The organism is Lederbergia galactosidilytica (assembly GCF_017873565.1).
Taxonomy (GTDB): Bacteria; Bacillota; Bacilli; order Bacillales; family Bacillaceae_C; genus Lederbergia; species Lederbergia galactosidilytica.
In genome coordinates this window covers 58,312-79,559 of sequence record NZ_JAGGKH010000014.1, presented here as the reverse complement: position 1 = coordinate 79,559, position 21,248 = coordinate 58,312, and the positions used below count along the sequence as shown (strand labels likewise).

At 37.0% G+C, this 21,248-nt stretch carries 21 protein-coding genes and 1 pseudogene; 3 read left to right on the top strand and 19 right to left on the bottom strand.

Annotated elements, in window-relative coordinates:
• Positions 1 to 76: 76 nt before the first annotated feature.
• The 5 genes from J2Z23_RS15010 to J2Z23_RS14990 form a co-directional block, all read right to left on the bottom strand.
• Positions 77 to 1,192, bottom strand: coding sequence for an AbrB family transcriptional regulator (locus J2Z23_RS15010; protein ID WP_209974397.1), 1,116 nt, complete (start codon positions 1,190 to 1,192; stop codon positions 77 to 79).
• Positions 1,193 to 1,755: 563 nt separating this feature from the next.
• On the bottom strand, positions 1,756 to 2,649 hold the full coding sequence (locus J2Z23_RS15005) for a hypothetical protein (RefSeq protein ID WP_238482790.1): 894 nt from the start codon (positions 2,647 to 2,649) through the stop codon (positions 1,756 to 1,758).
• Positions 2,594 to 3,523, bottom strand: coding sequence for a WD40/YVTN/BNR-like repeat-containing protein (locus tag J2Z23_RS15000; protein WP_064468455.1), 930 nt, complete (start codon positions 3,521 to 3,523; stop codon positions 2,594 to 2,596). The genes J2Z23_RS15005 and J2Z23_RS15000 overlap by 56 nt, the downstream gene beginning before the upstream one ends.
• 62 nt (positions 3,524 to 3,585) lie before the next feature.
• Positions 3,586 to 4,965 carry a VanZ family protein gene (locus J2Z23_RS14995; protein ID WP_209974395.1) on the bottom strand — a complete coding sequence of 460 codons (1,380 nt, stop codon included), beginning with the start codon at positions 4,963 to 4,965 and terminating at the stop codon, positions 3,586 to 3,588.
• Between the two features lie 128 nt (positions 4,966 to 5,093).
• Positions 5,094 to 5,831 carry a class I SAM-dependent methyltransferase gene (locus J2Z23_RS14990; protein WP_057988046.1) on the bottom strand — a complete coding sequence of 246 codons (738 nt, stop codon included), beginning with the start codon at positions 5,829 to 5,831 and terminating at the stop codon, positions 5,094 to 5,096.
• Positions 5,832 to 6,528: 697 nt separating this feature from the next.
• Between J2Z23_RS14990 and J2Z23_RS14985 the strand changes: the two genes are divergently transcribed.
• Complete coding sequence (locus J2Z23_RS14985; protein ID WP_057988044.1) at positions 6,529 to 7,344, top strand: class I SAM-dependent methyltransferase; 816 nt, start codon at positions 6,529 to 6,531, stop codon at positions 7,342 to 7,344.
• Between the two features lie 59 nt (positions 7,345 to 7,403).
• On the opposite strand, the gene J2Z23_RS14980 is transcribed toward J2Z23_RS14985, so the two are convergent.
• From J2Z23_RS14980 to J2Z23_RS14955, 6 genes are all read right to left on the bottom strand, one after another.
• On the bottom strand, positions 7,404 to 7,961 hold the full coding sequence (locus J2Z23_RS14980; protein ID WP_057988042.1) for a DEAD/DEAH box helicase family protein: 558 nt from the start codon (positions 7,959 to 7,961) through the stop codon (positions 7,404 to 7,406).
• A gap of 31 nt (positions 7,962 to 7,992) precedes the next feature.
• Complete coding sequence (locus J2Z23_RS14975; protein ID WP_238456174.1) at positions 7,993 to 8,832, bottom strand: class I SAM-dependent methyltransferase; 840 nt, start codon at positions 8,830 to 8,832, stop codon at positions 7,993 to 7,995.
• 251 nt (positions 8,833 to 9,083) lie between these two features.
• Positions 9,084 to 9,815, bottom strand: coding sequence for a class I SAM-dependent methyltransferase (locus J2Z23_RS14970; protein ID WP_064468457.1), 732 nt, complete (start codon positions 9,813 to 9,815; stop codon positions 9,084 to 9,086).
• 14 nt (positions 9,816 to 9,829) lie between these two features.
• Positions 9,830 to 10,339 carry a dihydrofolate reductase gene (locus J2Z23_RS14965; protein WP_064468458.1) on the bottom strand — a complete coding sequence of 170 codons (510 nt, stop codon included), beginning with the start codon at positions 10,337 to 10,339 and terminating at the stop codon, positions 9,830 to 9,832.
• A 477-nt stretch (positions 10,340 to 10,816) separates the two neighbouring features.
• Positions 10,817 to 11,152 carry a hypothetical protein gene (locus J2Z23_RS14960; protein WP_057988036.1) on the bottom strand — a complete coding sequence of 112 codons (336 nt, stop codon included), beginning with the start codon at positions 11,150 to 11,152 and terminating at the stop codon, positions 10,817 to 10,819.
• A gap of 287 nt (positions 11,153 to 11,439) precedes the next feature.
• A complete protein-coding gene (locus J2Z23_RS14955; RefSeq protein ID WP_209974393.1) occupies positions 11,440 to 12,468 on the bottom strand; it encodes a glycoside hydrolase family 18 protein in 1,029 nt (342 codons plus the stop codon).
• A gap of 161 nt (positions 12,469 to 12,629) precedes the next feature.
• On the opposite strand from J2Z23_RS14955, the gene J2Z23_RS14950 reads away from it, so the two are divergent.
• Positions 12,630 to 13,349 carry a carbohydrate-binding family 9-like protein gene (locus J2Z23_RS14950; RefSeq protein WP_238482789.1) on the top strand — a complete coding sequence of 240 codons (720 nt, stop codon included), beginning with the start codon at positions 12,630 to 12,632 and terminating at the stop codon, positions 13,347 to 13,349.
• Positions 13,346 to 15,973, top strand: coding sequence for a transglutaminase domain-containing protein (locus J2Z23_RS14945; protein ID WP_209974391.1), 2,628 nt, complete (start codon positions 13,346 to 13,348; stop codon positions 15,971 to 15,973). Before J2Z23_RS14950 ends, J2Z23_RS14945 begins: the two co-directional genes overlap by 4 nt.
• Positions 15,974 to 16,615: 642 nt before the next feature.
• Here the strand turns inward: J2Z23_RS14945 and J2Z23_RS14940 are convergent.
• From J2Z23_RS14940 to J2Z23_RS14905, 8 genes and pseudogenes are all read right to left on the bottom strand, one after another.
• A complete protein-coding gene (locus tag J2Z23_RS14940) occupies positions 16,616 to 17,275 on the bottom strand; it encodes an HAD hydrolase-like protein (RefSeq protein WP_209974389.1) in 660 nt (219 codons plus the stop codon).
• Between the two features lie 38 nt (positions 17,276 to 17,313).
• Positions 17,314 to 17,715, bottom strand: coding sequence for a cytidine deaminase (locus J2Z23_RS14935; protein ID WP_057988027.1), 402 nt, complete (start codon positions 17,713 to 17,715; stop codon positions 17,314 to 17,316).
• Positions 17,716 to 17,826: 111 nt separating this feature from the next.
• Entirely contained in the window at positions 17,827 to 18,261 is a 435-nt protein-coding gene (locus J2Z23_RS14930; RefSeq protein ID WP_057994954.1) for a GNAT family N-acetyltransferase, read from the bottom strand.
• A 76-nt stretch (positions 18,262 to 18,337) separates the two neighbouring features.
• The gene (locus J2Z23_RS14925; protein WP_057988093.1) at positions 18,338 to 18,709 is read right to left on the bottom strand and encodes a hypothetical protein; all 372 of its coding nucleotides are present in this window, start codon (positions 18,707 to 18,709) and stop codon (positions 18,338 to 18,340) included.
• A gap of 340 nt (positions 18,710 to 19,049) precedes the next feature.
• Positions 19,050 to 19,699, bottom strand: a pseudogene (locus J2Z23_RS22810) (phosphopantothenoylcysteine decarboxylase domain-containing protein).
• A gap of 119 nt (positions 19,700 to 19,818) precedes the next feature.
• A complete protein-coding gene (locus tag J2Z23_RS14915; protein WP_057988023.1) occupies positions 19,819 to 20,217 on the bottom strand; it encodes an NUDIX hydrolase in 399 nt (132 codons plus the stop codon).
• An 84-nt stretch (positions 20,218 to 20,301) separates the two neighbouring features.
• A complete protein-coding gene (locus J2Z23_RS14910; protein ID WP_209974387.1) occupies positions 20,302 to 20,469 on the bottom strand; it encodes a hypothetical protein in 168 nt (55 codons plus the stop codon).
• On the bottom strand, positions 20,469 to 21,080 hold the full coding sequence (locus J2Z23_RS14905; protein ID WP_057988022.1) for a YdcF family protein: 612 nt from the start codon (positions 21,078 to 21,080) through the stop codon (positions 20,469 to 20,471). The genes J2Z23_RS14910 and J2Z23_RS14905 overlap by 1 nt, the downstream gene beginning before the upstream one ends.
• Between the last annotated feature and the right edge of the window lie 168 nt (positions 21,081 to 21,248).

Here is a 21,248-nt window from a genome sequence, read left to right as displayed (position 1 = left end):
ACCTTTACCGAATGCAAGTGATCACTTACACCAATTAGATTAATGGATGTTTCTTTAAATGTCAACCCAGTGTTTCTTATCTTTCTTGATAACCTTTTTCTCTCCGTTGTTCCATTCTCTTAAACAACCATTTTACGAAAGGTGGAACAGCGAAAAAAATAAAAAAGGTACGAAAAAGTTGATACCCTGATACGATATATAAATCAGCATGAATGGCGTGGGCGATGATGCCCATTTGATCCATTCCTCCAGGAGCCAAGCTTAACAAACCAGTGGCTTTCGATATAGGCTGAAGAAGCGTGAGCAATGCTCCCAAGCCGACCCCGCCAACTACTAGCAACAAACCACTCGCAATCGCAATCGAGAAGGTTTTGAATTTATGCGGCATATCATTTGGTTTCAAGAGCAGGCCAACATATGTCCCAATCAATAGTTGCGCTAAATTGATCAGAGCTGGGGGTAATATTGGACCTACTATGCCGGTTGCTTGAAGGAGGGCCGTGCCAATCGCGGGACCAATTAAATAAGCTGTTGGCAGTTTAATCTTAATACTTAAATAAGCAAAAACAATGCAGATGACCGCGAATAAAAAGATATTGGGGAATAATCCTCCCCAACTCCCAACTACTTCTGGAGGTAGAACTGCTTCATTGGCAATCAGTCCATCAGCTGGCTCACGAAAAAGTGGCAGCATTACAAGTAAAGGCGTTGTAATGATAATCATCATCAAGCGAATTACCTGTGTAATGGTCACCACGCCTAGGTTAATCCCTTTCGTTTCCTCAGCTAAAATTAATACTTGTGAAAGTCCACCTGGGATACTCGCTAATAACGCAGTTTGATAATCACTGTCAGAAACCTTTGAAACGAGATAAGCAATCCCTGAACAAAATAATAATAATAAAATCGTCATGATCAACATATACGGAATTTGTCGTCCCATTTCATGTAAAGCCGTGGCTGTCATTGATACACCAATCGTATATCCTACTATGATCATACCTGTATTCCGAACTGAATTAGGCCACATCAAAGGCCACTGAAAAAGATTAGTCGCAAGGAATCCAGATATCATTGGCCCCAACAGCCATGGTACAGGTATATGTAAAAAGTCGAACACAATCCCACCGATGAACGCGATCAAAAGTGTAAGAATAATATTGCTTATTTGCTGAAGCTTACTTTCCTTCAAATGGTAACCCTTCTTTCAACTATTTCACAAAAAAAAGATCATAGAATCATTGTGTCATCTTCTACTATACATGATTCTATTTTTAACAGATTTCCGTAAATCTCCATCTTCAATCGTGTGTAGGGCGTAGCCCAACGAAAAGGGAGAGATGAACTTTCGGTTGGCATAAGCCAACATTACTTACTATTCATAAAAATACGATATAACAAGTACAAGCGTTCTTTGATAACTGGATATATAAGGATAGTCAGAGAATCAAATATACGAAAACCAAGTTGTCCTTCTGTGCATAAAATATCCAAGGTAACGAAAGAACCTCTGAAACTGTCGAACATCTACCGCTGGAACGGCGAAAAGCAACGCTCAGGGAGATGGGAGGTTACTTTCCTCGTGGAACTGAGAAGCTCCCACTTCAAATTTTCGTTAGAAAATTAAGCGGTGAGAGATCTTTTTATAAAATAGTTTGAGACTCATAGAGTTATATAAAAGTCAGGCACTCGGATTATCGTCCGGAAAACATAATGCGATAACCTTCATAGCAAATGATACATGCCATGACGAAGTCACAAGTTTTCTCGGCTATTTAATAAAGTAATCGGTTTGTTTTTCTCCATAGTTGCTTGGTATAAACGAATTTCCCCAGACGGTGGGCCCTCGGAATGAATTCTGAAATTCTGGTTTAAAGAGATTGTCCAAGCTGCCTCATCATTTTCCATTAGGACAATAGCCAATGTGCCATACTGGATCACATGATCCCAATCAAACAACTCTGTTTTGCCGTCCTTTATTACCGTGATCCCATTCGTGTCACCGATGACTGTCGCGCCATTCCCATGCCACTGTCCATAAATTTCTGCCCCCACATAATAATACGATCCACTGCCTCGATCTCCATAGGTAGCAATAAATTGTTGTAGCTTTTGGTCTCTTGTCCTGTAAGTAATGGCAGCAATATCATTTTCTAGCCATTTTATTTTCGAAGTTCCGGCTATTTTACCAGGTAGTTTTTCTTTTGGACGAGCCAACATTCCGTAGATGGACCGATAATAAATGACTTCCCCTGTTTCCTTATTTTGCTTTAGCGATAAAATATGGTTCATGTCAGCAGATAAACGTGTGAAATTTTGAATTTCCTGATTATGTTTCACAAGTAGAAAGACATTCACCATTACGAAAATAATCACAATTGTAGCTCCTAGCCATTTCCACTTTTTCGAAATTGTTATAAAACATAAAAGAGCACTGGCTAGAAAAAGTACACACACAATATTAATAAAATAAAATAGTCGATCATCTACATATTCAACCTGAAATCGATTCTGAACAAGTAAAAAACCCATTTGCAAGCAGAAAAAACCGATCGCTAGGAATAAGGAAATCCAGCCGATATTCTTTCCGTTTCTACGTTTCTTTATCTGGATCGACCTCCATAGCAAACTCCCAATTTTCTCCACCATCATTTGAAATGAATTTTCCTTTTACTTTGCCACCAAGATAATCCCCATTCGGCCCTTGATTCAATAACATAGCCAAATGGTCGTTTTCCTTATAAGGCATTTCTGCCGTGACGAAGATCTCAAGGTACTTCTCGGGAATATCGATTGTAGCGGATTCCCATGTATTCCCGGCATCTTCTGTTACGTACAGTATAGGCTCTAGAGGATTTATATAGGAAAAGGATAAGAAACCAACCCTTTCATCAATAAATCCACCATCCGACAGTAAAGTCGTCACACCAGATCGGTTTGTTTCTTTCCAAATTCTCCCTCCATCATACGTCAAAAATACATTTGACATTTCCTGGGACATCGTTCGATCACCGGAAACAATAATATAGCCAAATTTATCACTTAGAAAAGCAACTTTCCGGAAACGCATCGATGGATAGGGTTCTGTTACGATCGTTTTTTCCCAATTCTGACCTTGATCAGTTGAATAAATATAAACAACTCTTTTACCAACTTCAGCTAAGCCCTCTGAATATAAAAATGCCGTCCTTTTTTCATTTAAAATATAACTATGTTCGATTAATTCTTCCCTATTCCCATTAAATTCACCTGAAAAAAGTTGATCGAGCTCGACCGGAACATTCACCCAATTTACTCCCTGATCAAACGTAATTTGTAACTGATTATTCTGCAGAGAATATCCTATTTGTTCATCAGTATAAATCGGCTGTAATGTTTCCGTTTGGTCATCCTCTGTTGCCAATTGAGGCGATTGCTCACTCCAAAGCTGAGGTCCTTCCTTACGAGTACCTTCATAATAAAAGGTAGAGATCGATAAGCCAATTATTATGACAGAAGCAACACCTATAACGAATTTATTCACTTATAAACATCCTTTTTCGTCCATTCTTATGGAAATCATAACATATTGGAATTGAGGTCTGTTTAATCCATCCCCGGAATATACATCGTCATGTCCCTGCCATCAATTATACTTTGAAAAGCATAAACAGGTTGATAAAAACCTTTGGAGTCTAAATAATAGGTGACTTCCACCTGATTAATATGTAAGGTTTCGAGCCGATTATTCTCCGGGTAATATTTAAACTTACCTGCTAAAATTTCATCGTATGCTTCTTGTTCACTTTTTATTTGGACATCCTTTACCTTGTCATAGGTGATCATTTGATTGTCCATGTACTTCACTGTATCATCGTTATAATACTGTACATTTAAATAACCATCTATAAGCTGATTTCCGTTGACTATTTTATCTGCCGTCCATTCATATATGCCTGTCTCGACTTTTTGAAAATCGGTTTCTACTGGGATATCGATACCGAATGCTGTTACGCTTGCATTTAATGTTTTTTCATCCGTATCTTTTGGTTTAGCATCCAAGCTTGAGAAGTCCGTAAAACGATAACCTCCATCTAAAAATTGAAACCATATACTATATCCTTGAATCTGATAAATCCCCTCGTCTGGATACACTGTAACCTCCATATCCCCTGTATCATGATGCTGTCTCTTGAAAAAGTCGACAGCAAATTCCTCTCCAGAAGCCTTTGTATAGCTTGGCGCCTGATAGATCGGAACGTTTTTTCTTTCATCATCAAGCTGCACATCATTCGTGATCGTCGCATTAGCCATATTTGTCTTATAATTCGGCACAATGACAAGGTTTCCAAATTCCTTCGTATAATAATAGGCAAACATACCGCCAGAAAGGAGCACCACTATTAATATAGGAGAAAAATAGAACAAAGTGTGCTTGATCCCTTTGTCTTTAATCGTCAGGATACCCATAATAATTCCATAACCAATAATCGCACCCAAAAGATTATTAAATAGATCATCCAACTCAAAAACACCAAATCCTGTTAGAAGTTGGAAAGTTTCAATGGAAAGCGTAAATACTGCCGCCAGCCCAATGGTCCACCTTGCTTTTCGAAAACGAGCATGCCATAACGGGAGAAGGATTCCAAATGGCACAAACATCAAAATGTTTAAATACAGAAACTGCCATTCTCTAACACTAAAACTATTCCAAGCCTCTTGGTAAGAACTAAAAAAAGCTAAATTCACCCCACCTGGATAATGTGAATTCCTATTCAGGAAAGTCACACCTATCACCATCATAAAATAGCCAATAAATAAACTGGTAAGAAGCAGCTGTTTTTTGGAAAGGCGCTTCTTCCCGCCCATAAGTTTTCTATACACAATGACATACCCAAGAAAAAAGCAAATCCCTACTACTATGACTGCGCCTAAGGCTAAAGTAAAATTCTCTTTCAAAATTCCAATGATTTCTTGTAACCTCATTTTCTATCTCCTTTTGTTTTCTCATCTGCTTCTCTTTACTTCTAGATCATTTTTTATGTATTATCTGCTCGTAAAAATCAGGCATGAATAAGACCCCGATCATATAGAGCAGATCTTCTTCTTGATCATCAGCTATGTTCTTTTTCAGCCGCAATCATTAAAAACATCGGTCTGCGGGTTTCATCTTTCATTTCCGGGTCTTTTAACATGTCATCAGAAGGAACGGATTCTTTCACAGCTTTTATCGTAAAACCCGATAAAATTAAATCATTCATATAGGTTGAAATCGTACGATGGTATTTTGTCACATTTTCATTCAAGAAGTTTGTTTCACGCACTCCTTCTAGTTGATAGTTGTCAACAGGCCAATGTAGACGATTCCCTTGATCATCATAATACCAATCCTGTTCATTCCGAGAAGTAAAAATCGGATGTTCAACTGAGAAAACGAAACTGCCACCAGATCTGAGATAATTATAAACTTTGGCGCAGACTGTTTGAAACGGCTGAATATAGTGAAAAGCTAATGAGCTAATGACAATATCAAATTGAGCGTTAGAAAATTCAATATCCTCAATGGGCACTCTCTTATAAGATATAGAAGGATCATTTGTCATTTCGCTCGCTTTTTCAATCATTCTTTCGGATATATCTACGCCTATAACAGAACGTGCTTGCTGCTCACGAGCATAACGACAATGCCAACCAAAGCCACAGCCTAAATCGAGGACATCTTTATCTTTTAGATCCCCCATTAGCTCTTTTACGATATGCCATTCCCCAGCACCTTCAAGTCCTTTCACTGACCGTGGCATTTGTTCATAGGCAGAAAAGAATTTTGGATCATTATATTTATTTTGTTTCATCGATTATACAACTCCTATTATTAAGATAGCCTTTCCAAAAAGGAACATTTCTTCAAAATCTAGGAAGGCAAGACATCTTTTTCTTACCATTTCTTTCCCGTCGTACATAAAGTAAATTAATAGTCCTTTTAAGCAAAAATCTGTTTATTCCCTCATTAACCAATAAATTTTCCACAGGATTTCCTGCCACTTTTGTGTCGGGGGACAACCTTTTGTCACGACAAAATCTGCCACAACGATGGAATTCTCACTGATCGTAATCCTAGGTAAAATTACACCACTCCCTGGGTAGGGAAAAGGGGGGCTAGAATAGGAGACAGTATGGAGTTAAAATCATTTGGAAACAGGCTTGCTTTGAAATGGATAAGCGAAGATCGCGAAAAACTAATGGTGGTTCTGAATGTGAAGATGGCGTTGGTAATCTAGATTCTGTTCGCCTCGGTAGCCCGCATGGCCTTTGCCTAAATCTTCTTCTGATTGTGTCTTAGCTTGATGTGTTCCGAAAATCTTCTTACTAAAGCTTCCAAAACTAAAATTTTAATAGGAATGGTTCTTTCTTTATTTTATCAAATGATCACCTTTTAGAATAGTTTAACAATTGAAAAAGACAGGCTGTGCCTGTATATTTTTTAAATGTTCTAAAACTATATGTGCTATAATCAGAACAACATTAGGTATCAAGAAAGGATGAAAAGTTTTGCAGGATATTCGTGCCAATAATGTAGATCGCTTTTTGGGCTACAGCCAATTTTATGATCAAAACCGTCCTGTCCCTCCAGCTGATGTTGTCCGCATTTTAACGAGATATTTAACAGATGCACCTAATCGTGTCGTAGATGTCGGTTGTGGAACTGGATTATCTTCCTTCATTTGGTTAGACCAAGCGAAAGATATTATCGGAGTAGAACCAAATGATGATATGCGCGAAACTGCTATCTCTCATTGGCAATCCCAGCAGAGGCCAAAAAATCTACGGTTTGTAAAGGGAATATCTGATCAGCTAGAGTTAGATTCTAATTCAGTCGATATTCTCACCTGTTCTCAATCGTTCCATTGGATGGATCCACAGCCAACATTGCGGGAATTTGCTCGTGTGTTGCGTGATGGTGGAGTCTTTGCCGCCTATGATTGCGACTGGCCCCCCACCTTTACAAAAGAAGTGGAGGAGCATTATCATACCCTGATTGCCCTTGCTGAAGCGCGTGTAATCGAACTTGCACCAGCCGAGCAACTAGCTTTTAAATGGGATAAAAACAAACATCTACAACAAATTCGCGAGTCTCAGCTTTTTTCATTTTCTAAGGAAATTGTTTTCCATCAGTGGGAACGCTGTGAGGCTAACCGTTATGCTAATATTGCTTTAAGCCAAGGTGGATTACAGACAGCATTAAAACTAGGGGCAGATGATTTACATAAGGAAATTCAAGCTTTTCAAGATCATGTCCAAGAAGCTTTCGCTAGTCAAACGCAAGACATCCTTTTTAGCTATCGCATGCGCTTAGGAATAAAATAGCCTCATACAAAAAACACCTTTTTGTTTTATCAAAGGTGTTTTTACACATATAAACATGTCTATAAATAAAATCGCTGTTGAATCATCTTTGCTACTTCTGTCGCACTTAGTTTCGTATTATCAACCCGTAAATAATTTTCCTCTTTTATTTCTCCTGCTTCTGAATTTAACCGATGTGTCTCCATACTACTCAATAAATTTTCTTCTGATTGTTTAATATTTCGTTTTGTCGGTTTTTGTTCAAGGCGGTTCGGAGTTTGATTCCGTTTAAGCCTTTCTTCTACATTTGCTTCAAGTTCAACGAAGTATATATCAGCTCCTTCTGAACGAAAAATACGAGTAATTTTTTCAACAAATTCCCAATCCGTTTCTTGATTGAAAGCCCATACAAATGTAAAGATCATCCCGTACTGTTCACCTTGAGCAAATGCTTTAAAAACTTCTTCGCGGAATAAGGTCGTTAATCGCCACATCTCCGGGCTAAATCCAAAAAGAGGTTCAAGCAAATCAATCGTCATATGATTGTGAAATAATTTCAACTCCGTAATTTTTGCAAGCTCCTGCCCGACTGTCATCTTTCCAACAGCCTGTGGGCCAAATAATAGTAGACATTTCAATGTATTCTCCCCTATTCTGAATAACTGGATTTTAATCATCAACAGTTACGGGTTTCGTTCCACAAGCCAATAATAAAAACATTAAGGCATATGAATCTGGATTTCCCTGCAAATTTTCAAAGACTTTCCCAATACTTCGGAACTCATCTTTAGATAAATAGCCGTAATGGTAAAATGCTTCAAATCTTTTGGGATTAAATTGCTCTTTAAAACCTTCTATGCCAACTAAATCACTGTGCATAGAAATGGTATCCATTTCTATATGAGAAAATCCTGTAGCTTTGAGTAATCGGGGTAAACTACGTCCAATTTCACGATTCCCCCCTGCTATTCCCTGCATGGTGATGAACTTATCGATAACAGACTGGAAATTTTCGTCTTTTGGTTCGACTACACCAAAAATCCCATCATCGATATCAATGATCACAAGCTTGCCGCCTGGCTTTAATACTTTAAAAATTTCTATAGCCGCTTTCTTCGGCTCGTAAAGATGAAGAAAGACTAATCGGGCAATAACAAAATCATATTCATGTTCAGGAAGACCTGTATCATACACAGAAGCATGGATAAATTCAACGTTTGTATTCGTTACTTTATTTAATCGTTGCTCTGCTGTAGCTAATAGGTTTTTATCAATGTCTAATGCTGAAATATTACTTTGCGGTAAGCCTTCAGCAAGTTTCTCCGTAACAAATCCTGGTCCACATCCAACCTCTAAAATCTTCATCCCATTTGACAGTCCCAACCATTTCAGATTTCTAAATTCCTTCTCCCAACTCATTTCAACTTGTGCCTTAAGTCGATCAATCTCTGCCTCTACTCCAATATTGGAATAAGAGATATTATAAGTTGAATTAAATGGATTCATCATTAGGAAGCCCCTTTTTCCTTTTATTTATATTTCGATTTCCCATTACCGCCATTATCGAATAGAGAAGATGATGTAAAGCTGGAGCAGTGAACTGATCGAATATAAAGATTGAAGGTTTCAATATCTTTGTTCCTTATAGTGAGACGACACTCGAATGATTTGTTTTCATTTATCTGTAAAACAATTGTATTCTAATGATTTTCCGTTTATTAGTCGAAAATTATTATGTTTATTGAATTCTAACCATTATGTTATTTAGTGCAGCATAGGTTATTCAATTCATTCCTCCGCACAACATACGTTATCGCCCTTGTTTTTAATAATATTGGTTTTTCATCTCTAGTAATCTTGTATTTTAATGGTTTGACAATCGACTGTAATACCTCCCAGTTCGCATAGATACCACTTAACTTATTCATCATCACTTCTGTAGGGAGATTTAATTCCATTAAGGCTTCTAACTGTTGATTGTTTTCTAAATCAATTTCTTGGACTTCGGAATTGATAATAAGACAGTTGATTCCGTTGCTTTTCGTCCCTTCTGCCATTTGTTGAACGACTTTGTGAAAGGTTTCTTCTGAATGGATATGTTCCAGTGATGATACCGCAATGATGAAATCAAAATTATTTGCTGTTATTTTATAATTGCTGATATCTGCCTTTTCCGTTTGAATAACTTCTTCAACTTGATATTCTCGGCAATATTCTCTTAGTTTATTTAATGCCGAGTCTAGTAAATCAACACAAATTACTCGGCCATTTTGAGTTTTTATCGCTTCAGCAATCGGAATGCTATTCCTCCCCACTCCGCAACCCAAGTCGAGAACAGTTAAGCGATCATTCTGATTCAATAATGGCAATAAATCAATGACGGTTTGGGCTGGTTTATTCAACCAAGAGCCTTCCGCAAATAATAAATAGTTCTCATAACAAAAATCGTGATACTTCTTCTCTTCATTACGAATATATTGAATTCTATCCAATGTTTGCCTCCCTATTAGACGATATGTTTATGATTATTGCCATTCTCCCTTTCATACACTTGAAAATAATAATGATAAGGGTTTTTATCATTCATAATTCCCTTTTTCACAGAAATCTCTTTCCAAGCCTCGAAATCAATCTCAGGGAAAAATGTATCACCTTCAAATTCATGGTGTATGAACGTGATATACATTTTTTGAACAAATGGCAGAAATAGCTTATAAATCTCTTCTCCACCAAAAATAAAAATTTCCCCTTCATTTTCACATAGTCTAAATACATCCTTGACTGAATTTGCGATTTCACAACCAGCTTTATAAAATTCCTTATTTCTTGTTAGAATGATATTCCTTCTATCAGGTAAGGCCCTTCCTATTGATTCGAAGTTCTTTCTCCCTAGTATGATTGGGTGTCCATGTGTAGTGTTTTTTACATATTCCCAATCATTTGGAATCCTCCATGGTATATCATTGTGTCTGCCTATCACCCTGTTCTTATCCATTGCAACAATGAGAGAGAGCATTTCATTAAATCTTCCACCTTTATATGTATTGTAAAAATAGGAAATAAAAGCCTTTAGCAGATTTTAAATATATTGAATCAATTTCAGAATAGAGATTTTAGCATTCAAATCCGAACAACGTTGTTTTACGCTTCAGATGGACGCTTTCCGGGGAGCGTGCGGTGAGCTTCCTCGTCGCTATGTCCTGCGAGATCTCCACCTGTCACGCTAATCCCCCAGGAATCGCCACCTTCCGCTCCAATCAACTAAGGTAAGGAAATACATGGACTAACAATTCAATCTCTTTTAACAATAACGTTCGTGTATTGATCATCAATAAGCAATTATGAAATTGACTCTATTAACTTGCAATTATCTTAGTTTAATCTCTTGCGCGGATAGTTTTTATGCAAGTCTATCTTCCAACCTACATTTATTCTCATTTTTCATTAATTGGTGTTTGAGATTAGTTTGAGTGTATTAACGAGAGGGTTTCTATTAGGCGAAGGCTACTTTCACCGCACCTTCTTTGCGGGCGATATCCAAGCAGTCCTCGATAAATTTCAAAATAGCTTTTTGCTGAAAGTCAAAGATCTCCCCTCTGCTGTTCTTATATAAAAAGGCATGGTCCGCTATTTGCATAAATCTTTCTAAAGCTTCTTCTACCTGTGAAGGTGTTAGCATAAGAGTCGCTCCTATGCCACTTACTCCTCCATTATATTGATGTGCATCAAATAGATCGTAAAACCAAGGGGCATAAAAATCTCCTGCAGTAAAACTTACTTGCTGTAATATTTCTCCTTTTTCGTTATATGAATATATATCATGACCCACTGATAAAATCCCTCCTTTTTAAAATAGTTTTTAGCTTAGGAAAGGTTCGATTGTCATAATTTGTAGGATTTTCACAAATGAATAGGCTTTCATTTCGGAGAATAAATGAAGGGGAAACCAGGAAGATAGACCTAATTAAATATTTACATATTTCGCTAGTTATAGTCAAATAAATATTTCGACATTTCTCGACTGTATCGTTTACTACGGGAATCATCCTATTATTCTAGGTCAGATGATTCCCGCTTCTTTCGTCCAATGATCAAATTACACTGTTATCGATATCATTAATTTAAAGATTGATATATGATCTCTAATAGACGATATGTTACATCACATTTGTATTCCCAAAACATTATGCCGCCAAGTCCTTCATTTACTACATATTTCCCCTTATGGTGAAGCGATTCTTCATCATCATATGTAATAAATGTGCTGCCATCAAAGAGATAGGGAGCTTTGGCTTCATCATCCCAAAAACGAGTAAATCCATTTTTATTAATATATTTTTCCACAAGCTGGGAAAAATCGGGTCCATATCCCCCAAAACTAGCGGTCATTTGATGTAACCCCTGATTATGATTGGGAACATCTTTCCACATCCGCGAATAAAAAGCGGCCCCGATGACAAGCTTCTCTCGTGGAACACCAGCCTCGATGAATAATTCAACTGACTTTTGCACACTGATTCTAAATAAATCACCCGTGGGTGTGTATAAATTCGTGTGATGTCCCGTCAAAGTTTGAAAGCCCCCACGCATGTCATAAGTCATTAGCTGAACATAATCCACACACTGCTCAACCGCTTTCATTTCCGTCCCATCTATATAATATTGGTCTGCCCCAGCTGCAATCGTTAAAAGATAGTATTGCCCTGTTTCTTTCTCAAGTGAGTCTAAGGCCATCCTTAATTCTTGTAAAAGAGCTGTAAAGTTTTCTTTATCAGCAGGAGATGAGGCGATTCCAGCTTCGCTATAACAAGGATATTCCCAATCAAGATCAATGCCATCAAAGGAATGCTCTTGTAAGATCATAACAGCACTTTCGGCCATTTGCTTCCTCCCTTTGAATGTGGAAGCGGCCTCAGAAAATCCACCAGCACTCCATCCGCCAACAGATAGTAGAATGGTAAGTTCAGAGTTTACGCGTTTTAGTTTTTCTAATTGATCAAGATTCTGTAAATGATCGATGTGAATTTGATCTTCTTTCACATGTCCAAAAGCGACATTCAAGTGGGTTAATTTCAAGGCATCCCCTTCCCTTATATCTGGCAAAGAAGCATCACCAGCATAACCTACGACTCGATAATTTATCATTTTATTCCTCCTTTTTTAACAGACACTTTTTTAAAATTTTTCACTTTCTCTCCATAATGTTATAACATAAAGAAGATGGAATCCATAGATGATTAATTTCATATAATCTAATCATCCATTTAATAAGAAATAATTCTATTTTTTTAAAAGGGTGTGTTGTATTGAAAAGTGCTGTACCAGAACCAACAATTCAGACTTATGCACCAAATCGCTACCTTTGTCAAAAAACGTCCGAAAAACCTGAACTAGATGGAAGGCTTGATAAATCTTTTTGGGAACAAGCTCCTTGGAGTGAAGCCTTTGTCGATATTGAAGGAGAAATGAGACCCCTTCCTCATAAACAAACACGTGTAAAAATGCTATGGGATGATGAATATTTTTATTTCGGAGCAGAATTAATAGAAGATGAAATTTGGGCAACATTGACAGAAAGAGATTCTGTTATTTTTCATGATAACGATTTCGAGATTTTTATCGACCCCGATGGCGATACCCATCATTATTATGAATTTGAAACAGCTAAACCATATCCTGAGGACAACTGGGTCTGGTCACCTCAAGGTGTGATCAACATGCATTACCCAGAATTATGGGGATATGTTTTCTTTACGGATACAGAAAATCAACCACTTCCGATGATCCCAGAGGATGAAGAGAAAAAGTGGCAACTTCGGAAGATTTATTATTGGGAGAGAAACTATTTCGCAGAACATGATTCTTTTACCACCGATATTAGTGATGAATTACATGAGCAGTTGCCTGTTGACTGGGAGATTGAAACCACTTCACGCACATTCCTTGCCTCTGTCAAAACTACAGATGGACAAAAAAGAATGTATATTCGTGAAGATGGTAGAGTATGGGAGGAGTCGGCAAAATGAATCAGCAAACACGCTGGATGATACTAGATGATGAAACGAAATGGCAAATGGAAGAAAAACTTCAATACAAACGAGAAATAGCAAAGGAAAAGGAAAGAGAATTATTCGGCAGCTTGAACGAAGCGCAGACAATGGATGAGGAACTGGCTTTAAAATATTTGCTTGCATACATGCCGTTAAATGATTTAGCTGATTATGATGGTGCACTATTATTGAATCATATAAGAGAAGCTTTCCATATTCAAAATGTTGTACCTTGGGGGGAACATGTACCACCCTCACTCTTTCTGCATTTTATTCTTCCTTATAGGATCAACAATGAGAATATTGAAGATATACGTGGAGTCTTTTTTGATGAAATTTATCCTCGTGTCCAAGATTTGTCCATGGCGAAGGCGATTTTAGAGACCAATCATTGGTGTCATGAGAAAGCGAATTATATTGGCAATGACCCACGAACTGTATCACCCCTTACATTGATTCGGACAGCTTTAGGAAGATGTGGAGAACAGTCCACCTTGGCGGTTGCAGCCCTCAGAAGTATTGGCATTCCAGCTAGACAAGTGTATACGCCACTTTGGGCCCATTCTGATTCCAATCATGCTTGGGTAGAAGCTTGGGCAGATGGAAAATGGTATTTCTTTGGTGCTTGTGAACCTGAGCCACAATTAAATCAAGGTTGGTTCGAAACCCCAGCCAAACGAGCAATGTTGATTCATACCAAAGTGGGTGCTTATTATAATGGCCCTGAGGAAATCACTTTAGCCCATCCTTGGTATTCTGAGCTTAATCTCACGAATCTCTACGCCGAAACGAAAACGATACAAGTTCGTGTCATAGATGAAGAAGGACAGCCAGCCCAAGCCAAAGTACAATTTCAATTATTTAACTTTGGTGGGTTACGAAATATCCTTATGAAGGAAACAGATGGACAAGGAACCGCTTCCTTAACGCTTGGTCTTGGTGATGTGTATATTTCCGCCTACGGTGCGAAAGGATGGGGCTTTGGCAAATTTGATGTCAACACAACTGACGGTATCACTATTTCCCTTACTAAGGAGATTCCCGTTGATACTGAAGTAGATTTCGAAATGGTCCCCCCCTCTGCCCCGGCAAATGATGTGAGTCTGGATGTGACAGCGGAAGAAAGGCAAAAACATAATGATCGAGTCAAAGCTGAAGTCAATTTACGCGCGAGCTATGAAGCAACCTTTTTAACAGAGGAAGATGCCGATAAACTTGCCGATGAGTGCTCTTTACCGAAAACAAGAGTATGGGACATCCTCAAGAAAGCGCGTGGAAACAGTCATGAAATAGCAGCCTTTCTAAAAGAGTATTCCAAGCTATACAAGGAATGGAGCTTGCGGCTTCTAGAAGTTTTAAACGAAAAAGACTTAACAGATACATGTCGTCCAACATTAGCGGATCATCTCATTCAAGCAATGATTGTCAAAGACAGCATACTTCCTGAACTTGACGATGAATTTTTTGCTCAGTATATTCTACGGCCGCGTGTAGATTTTGAAATGTTGACCTCTTATCGTTCCTATTTCCTAAAAGAATTCGGAATAGATAATGTGGAAGCTGTACTAGGTCATCCACATTTCTTGGTAGATTTTTTAGAGCGGGAATTCGAAGTTATCGAGGGAGTCAATTATTTCCGCGGATCGGCGACGCCAGTTGGAAGCTTCAAATTGAAAAAAGGGGATACACTCTCTCGAAATATATTATTTGTCGCGCTCGCTAGAACGATTGGCATTCCAGCACGGCTGGAGCCAAGTGATAAACGCCCACAATATATGATGGATGGATCATGGAAAAATGTCCAATTCCGTAATAGTACAATCGATACTAAATCTGCTATCTCGGATCAGATAGGATTCGTGTTATGGGAAAAGGATGAACATGCAACAGAACCAACCAAGTATGGAGAAAATATTACGATTGCTCGTTTTGAAAAAGGGAACTATCAACCTTTATTTTTCAAATTTGATGAAACTGAGCAACAGAAATTGCCTTTACCCGCAGGATATTATCGTCTGACAACCAGTGTTCGGTTAAATGACGGCACAGCGCTTATTCGCTTCCGCTATTTTCAAGTGAAGGCGAATGTAGAAACGACTGTACCACTACAATTTCCTAAGCATGTGCATAATGTCCCTGTAATTGCTGAGGCAAATTTGGATTACCAGGCAGAAGCAATGGATGGTACCAAGCTAAATGGAAGGCGAAATGTTGGTGCAAAAGGAACTACCTTTATTTGGATTGAACCAGACCGCGAACCATCGAAACACTTACTTCGAGAGCTCACAGAAATGAAAGCGGAGTGGGAAGCACTTGACGTCCAAATAAACGGCTTCATTCGAAATGAAAAATGGGGAACAGCACAACAACTTCTGGCCGCAGGTGATTTGCCAAACAACCTGATGTTATTAAAAGAAACCGCCAGTGAAGAGGCATTACATGTCATTGGGCAGGCAATAGCAAAGGATAAAATAATTGGAAATGAATGGCCGATTGTATATGTACTGGATGAGAATCAGCAAATTCGTCATATCTCAGAAGGTTATAAACTAGGCATCTCAAAAGAAATAATCGATGTCTATAAACAAATTTCAGAATAAATCTAAGCCAATCTCAAGCTTTGTAAAAGCTTACATTTATTTGACCAAACTCTGATACAGTCAATATAATAGACTGGCTTCGCATGAGGGGATCGGTAACACTATCCCCTACCGTTAGTCTTCTTGAAGACTTCCTGGGAGGGAGGATGTTCCTATGGACATTTGTTAGTGCATTGACGGTGATGATTTCATTCGGGATGTTAATAGCGTTAAAAACCATAAAAAATAATCCCTCATGCGCTTTAGCAGGTACGTGGGGGATCACTTCTCTAGTTACCCACCCCTCTTGTCGGGGTTCGGTCTATTGTGACCGTTCCATATAACTAGCATGGTCGGTCTTTATTTTTTATTACTGTCTGTAAATATTATGCCACGAAAAGAATAAAAGTACGATTTAAAAAGCGGGATCTTCAACTTAGAATACATTATCATCCTTATCAAGGATTAGATAAATTTTAGGAGGAGCCTAAAAATATGCATCTATCACTCTACCAATAAGCTGTTTATCGCCAACTGATCATGAAATGTAAAATTGAACCTTTAACTGCCGTATTTAAAAGGGCTATTACGTTTTTTGCCATCATGAGCCTTAAACAGTTTTAATAGAAGATTTTATATAGTTCTCTTCCCTCTTCTCATTGATTAAGTAGCTAATTCAGGCAAAACGGATATTAGCTCAATCAAATCACCAACCACAATATCAGCTTGAGCCAGCTCTTCTTTTTGGGCAAAATCGAAATGACATCCAATCGAGACCAGACCGTTATCCCTAGCTGCATGTATATCAGATAGGCGATCCCCTACTACTGCTCCGTTGGTAATACCATATTTCTTGATTATCCTCTGAACCAAATCTGACTTATTTAATGATTCAATTTGTTCGATACTGCATGTTTCAGTCAGCCAATGACCCAACTGATAATAATCGACGATGGCGTTGAGATATTTGGTTAAACCATTGCTTGCGATGAAGATGGAACAGTGATTCTCTTGCAAAAAATGAAAAACTTCTTCTACATTCGGATATAAGGCACCTTTTCCACTTCTAATATTTTCAACTAATCTTTCTAGAAAATAAGCATCCGTTTTTTCTCGATCTGCATTGCAATGATCGGGCATCAAAGTTTCCCATACTTGTGGTAACGGCACTCCCATGATTTCACGATATTGATCAATAGGAGTAGCTTTACTCCACTTATTCATTGACCTTAAATACTGAAATGTATCATCCAGTGATATTTCTAAAATTTTATCTGTTTGAAATAATGTTCCATCCATATCAAAAATGACGGCTTCTAGCAAAGCTTTCTCTCCCTATCAATCATTCTATGTCATGAATATTAATCTTTATAGGCTTGAAACCAGTGAAATGGTTGTATTTCTTTTAATGTCTTAAATTCCAATTTACCATTCGGGTTAGTTACGGCGGCTTTTACACTTTCTCCCCAATAAAAAAGTCTCTCTTGACATACCCCACAAGGAGTTAAAACAATAAATTTCTCGTTCTTATCTTCCCTTACAACACAAATGCTATGAGTAATCTTTGTATTAAGTTTATGCGCTTCAAGAATCGCACCCGTTTCAATACACAATTCAGTTGAAGCATTAATCACATCTGGTGCTACACTGGTTAAAATTTGACCATCCTCCGTATACATTGCTGCGGCTCCACCCCAACCAGAAGAATATCTCCTTTCTATCAAATCGATTGCTGCTTGATAAAGCTTTTGTTCAATGTCCATTTTTTATCTCCCTAACTTTTCCTCTTAAGTCATACTTTAATATAATTTCATTTCTTATACTGAGCTAGATAGGGCTATGAGTCGTATTTAAACACCGAGCATAAAATTCATTTATAAGTATTTTTCTAAAATAATTTTCGGTTCATCCTGTTTATCTGTATCTATTCCAATTACATCAAAGCCACACTTTATATTTAAAATAAGCATGTTTCGCCATTTATTTTTTGTCTTAGTTCGGACAAGCTTATACCCTTTATTTTTTAAGTATGAATGTTGTTCAGTCATTAGTTTAGTCGCTATACCTTGACATCTATGTTTTTCATCAACAGCTCCAAGCCAACTATAAAATATGTCGGGGGTTATTTCATACCCGATTTTATACCCGACAACTTCTCCATGCTTTATCCCAACTGTAAAAAGAAGATTCGGTTTACCTTTTGCCTTTCTTAATAATGTGACATGATCTTTAAAAAGCTTTTCATGGAGACTTTGAATCTTATTTAGTAACTGTTCGTCAGGTATTCCGGCAACACTTATACACTTCATAGCAATCCCCCTTAAAGGTTTGAGAAATTAAGGTAGGTAACTTCAAATTTGATTTTAGTTGTCAACAAAACCCTCATTAAGAAGAATAAATTATTGTGTACCACCTTGTATAATATTGATAAGCAATACTCTGTGTCGTATCATCCTTTTCAAAGACCAGAGCATTGGAATTCTCATTTCTTTCTACAAAACGCCATCCTTCTTCTTCCATCATTTCAATGTATGGCTCCATCTCCCCTCGTTTTACTATATATCCATATATTCCATCCACAGCTTCCTCTCCCTTTACCTCTGCTATTTCTTTATTTTGAAAAATAATTTTAGAGATAGCCATAGCTAATGGTATAGGGTTACCTTCTTGAAAAATCACATCTTTTTTTTGAACGATAAAGATGGATAATAGACTTAATATTAGTATTGTTATAAGAAAAACCTTTGATTTTAACATGTAATCACTTCTCTTTATATATAATTCAGTATTTGTGATTGAGCAATCTACACCGTAATCCCCAGTAAATTTTTCAAACTGCTGTTCTTTAAACAAGTGTTACCATCTCTGGCCCCTTTAGTTAAAATGGATAGTTCTAAAGTTTTAATGATAGGCTAATAAGTCCCTCGTTATCTATTCCTACTTCCATAAAACCAACACTTTTAAAGCAAGGGAAACTTGCTAAATTATCAGGTTCAATCCCTACCTTTATTATCCTCACTACTAAAAGTTCTTCTTGTATAAGCAAAAATTAGTTGCATGAAAAACGATTAATTTAGATTGCTCACTAGTAAATTTATTAAACCATAGCCGTTTCTTTTTTACTTGAATAACATAATGATCTTTGATCTTTTGTTACGATATAATGAGTCTCTTCTTCACCGTATAGCGATTCAGATTTATTGGCAACCATAAATTCCGCATCGGAAGTCTTCATCCGAAGATTTGTCCTTTCGATTAAATAATTAGCATCATTTGTATCTTCTAACTTAAACCCCACAAGTAACAAGTTAGGATTCCAATTTTTTATTTGTGATAATATTTTGGGAGCCTTTTTAAAATGAATGATTGGGGGTTCATCACTGGGCATTTTTCAGTTTCTAAAATTTGATTTCCTCTACGATCTAATACTTTATCAATCACCCAATCTGAACCAGCAGCAGACATTATGACAACATCTATATGTTCAGATTGGACAATCATTTTTACTTTTTCGCCTAAATCATAAATTCCTTCAAATTGAAGCAAGTGCATTTTTTTGTGATTTTCTGGTAGTTTTGCAAAATAACCATGCAAAAATATGACCTCTGCTTCTTGACTCAATGCTTGTTCCGCTATATAGCATCCTATTGTACCTTTTGCTAAATTAGTTTGTCCTCTAACATTATCCCACTTTTCAAGGGTTCCTCCACTCGTAATCAGAATCTTTTTTCCCTTTAATAGACTCATAAAATCACCTTTGAAATTATTTATACTTGGTGTAATCGTACTCATTTACCTTGATTGTGATACAAAACAATTCACATTTTTTGTTAGAATCATTTTTCGCATTGGAAATAAACCTGTTGCTAGTTATTAATTTCTAGCCTATTGGCTTTTCGTACGGATTCTTTATATCCCTTGGGTATATGAATGTCTTCCATTTCCTCCAAATGTACCCATTTATATTCTTCATGTTCTTCACTTATAAAAATATTAGAAAGATCATCACATTTACAAAGATAACTTACAATAAATACAAACTTTCCTTCCAATACTTCAAATACCCAAGAATCAATTATATCTTCTACAGTACAATGTATTCCAAGTTCTTCGTGTATTTCCCTAATTAAACATTCCTCCGGCTTTTCGTATTCCTCAATTCTTCCACCAGGTAATTCCCATTCATTCCTCTCATTTTTTAATAATAAAACATTCTCATTATTAAATATTATTCCTTTTATTGAGATAGAGAGCTTTAAACTCAAAACGAAAACCTCCTCTAGTTAAATAACTTATTCAAGAAATACTTCACGCAGAAAGTTGTTGTTGTTCTCTTAACTAACCTGGTTTTAGGTGATAAACATCACGCTTTTATGCATTTGCTCTTGATTTTCATTATCAAACACAATTGCACCCGAAATCACCATTAAAACCCTCTTATCCCGGCCATTAAACCTTATATATTTTACGTAATTAAATTCTTCTAGCTCATCCCCTTTACTAAGAAATACACCCATTAGATAAGAAACTCATATTCTTCGTCAACCAATGCCCCTTGTTTAACATATTTTATAATCTTCTCTACCTCAGTTTGAACTCGTATTCTTCCCTTTTCACTCTGAAACCAGTTATCTTTACTTGTAACACCATCCTGAGTTGGACAAAGGGTGAATTTTATCCAACCTGGCATATATGTTTTTAATGTTAAGTACAATCTTCTCATATGATAGGAATTAGTCACTACTAAAAGCCTCTTTATGTTAAATAAGTGAAATGCCCTATCCAGTATCAATAAGGAGGCGAGTACGTTTTCTAAAGTATTTAATGATATGTCTTCAATTAATATATCTTTTTCAGGAACTCCTAAAGCAACTGCTTCGTTTTTTAATTGAATTGCCTCTGCTAATTCGCTACCTTCAAACTTAGCCCCTCCAGAAAACAATATCTTACTAGATCTACCTTGGCGATATAATTCGATTGCTTTAGGTAATCTATAACGAACCGCTGACCTGCTACCTACAACCATGATGCAATCACCAAATTCATTATTATCCTTGATATCCGTAAATAAAAGGTTAGTCATTTGAGTATATGAGAGTTTATTAAACTCTAATTGAGAAATATTCATTTGGCACCTCTATTTTATTATTTATTTCTTTTATCCTACTATTTCAACAAACGATAGATGAACCTTCGATATAATATAAGTATATGATCTGGTAACTGAAGCTTAAAAGGAACAAAAAGTTGTGCCATGGATTGCATCCGACAGCCAGCATTTAAACAAGCGCCTCTT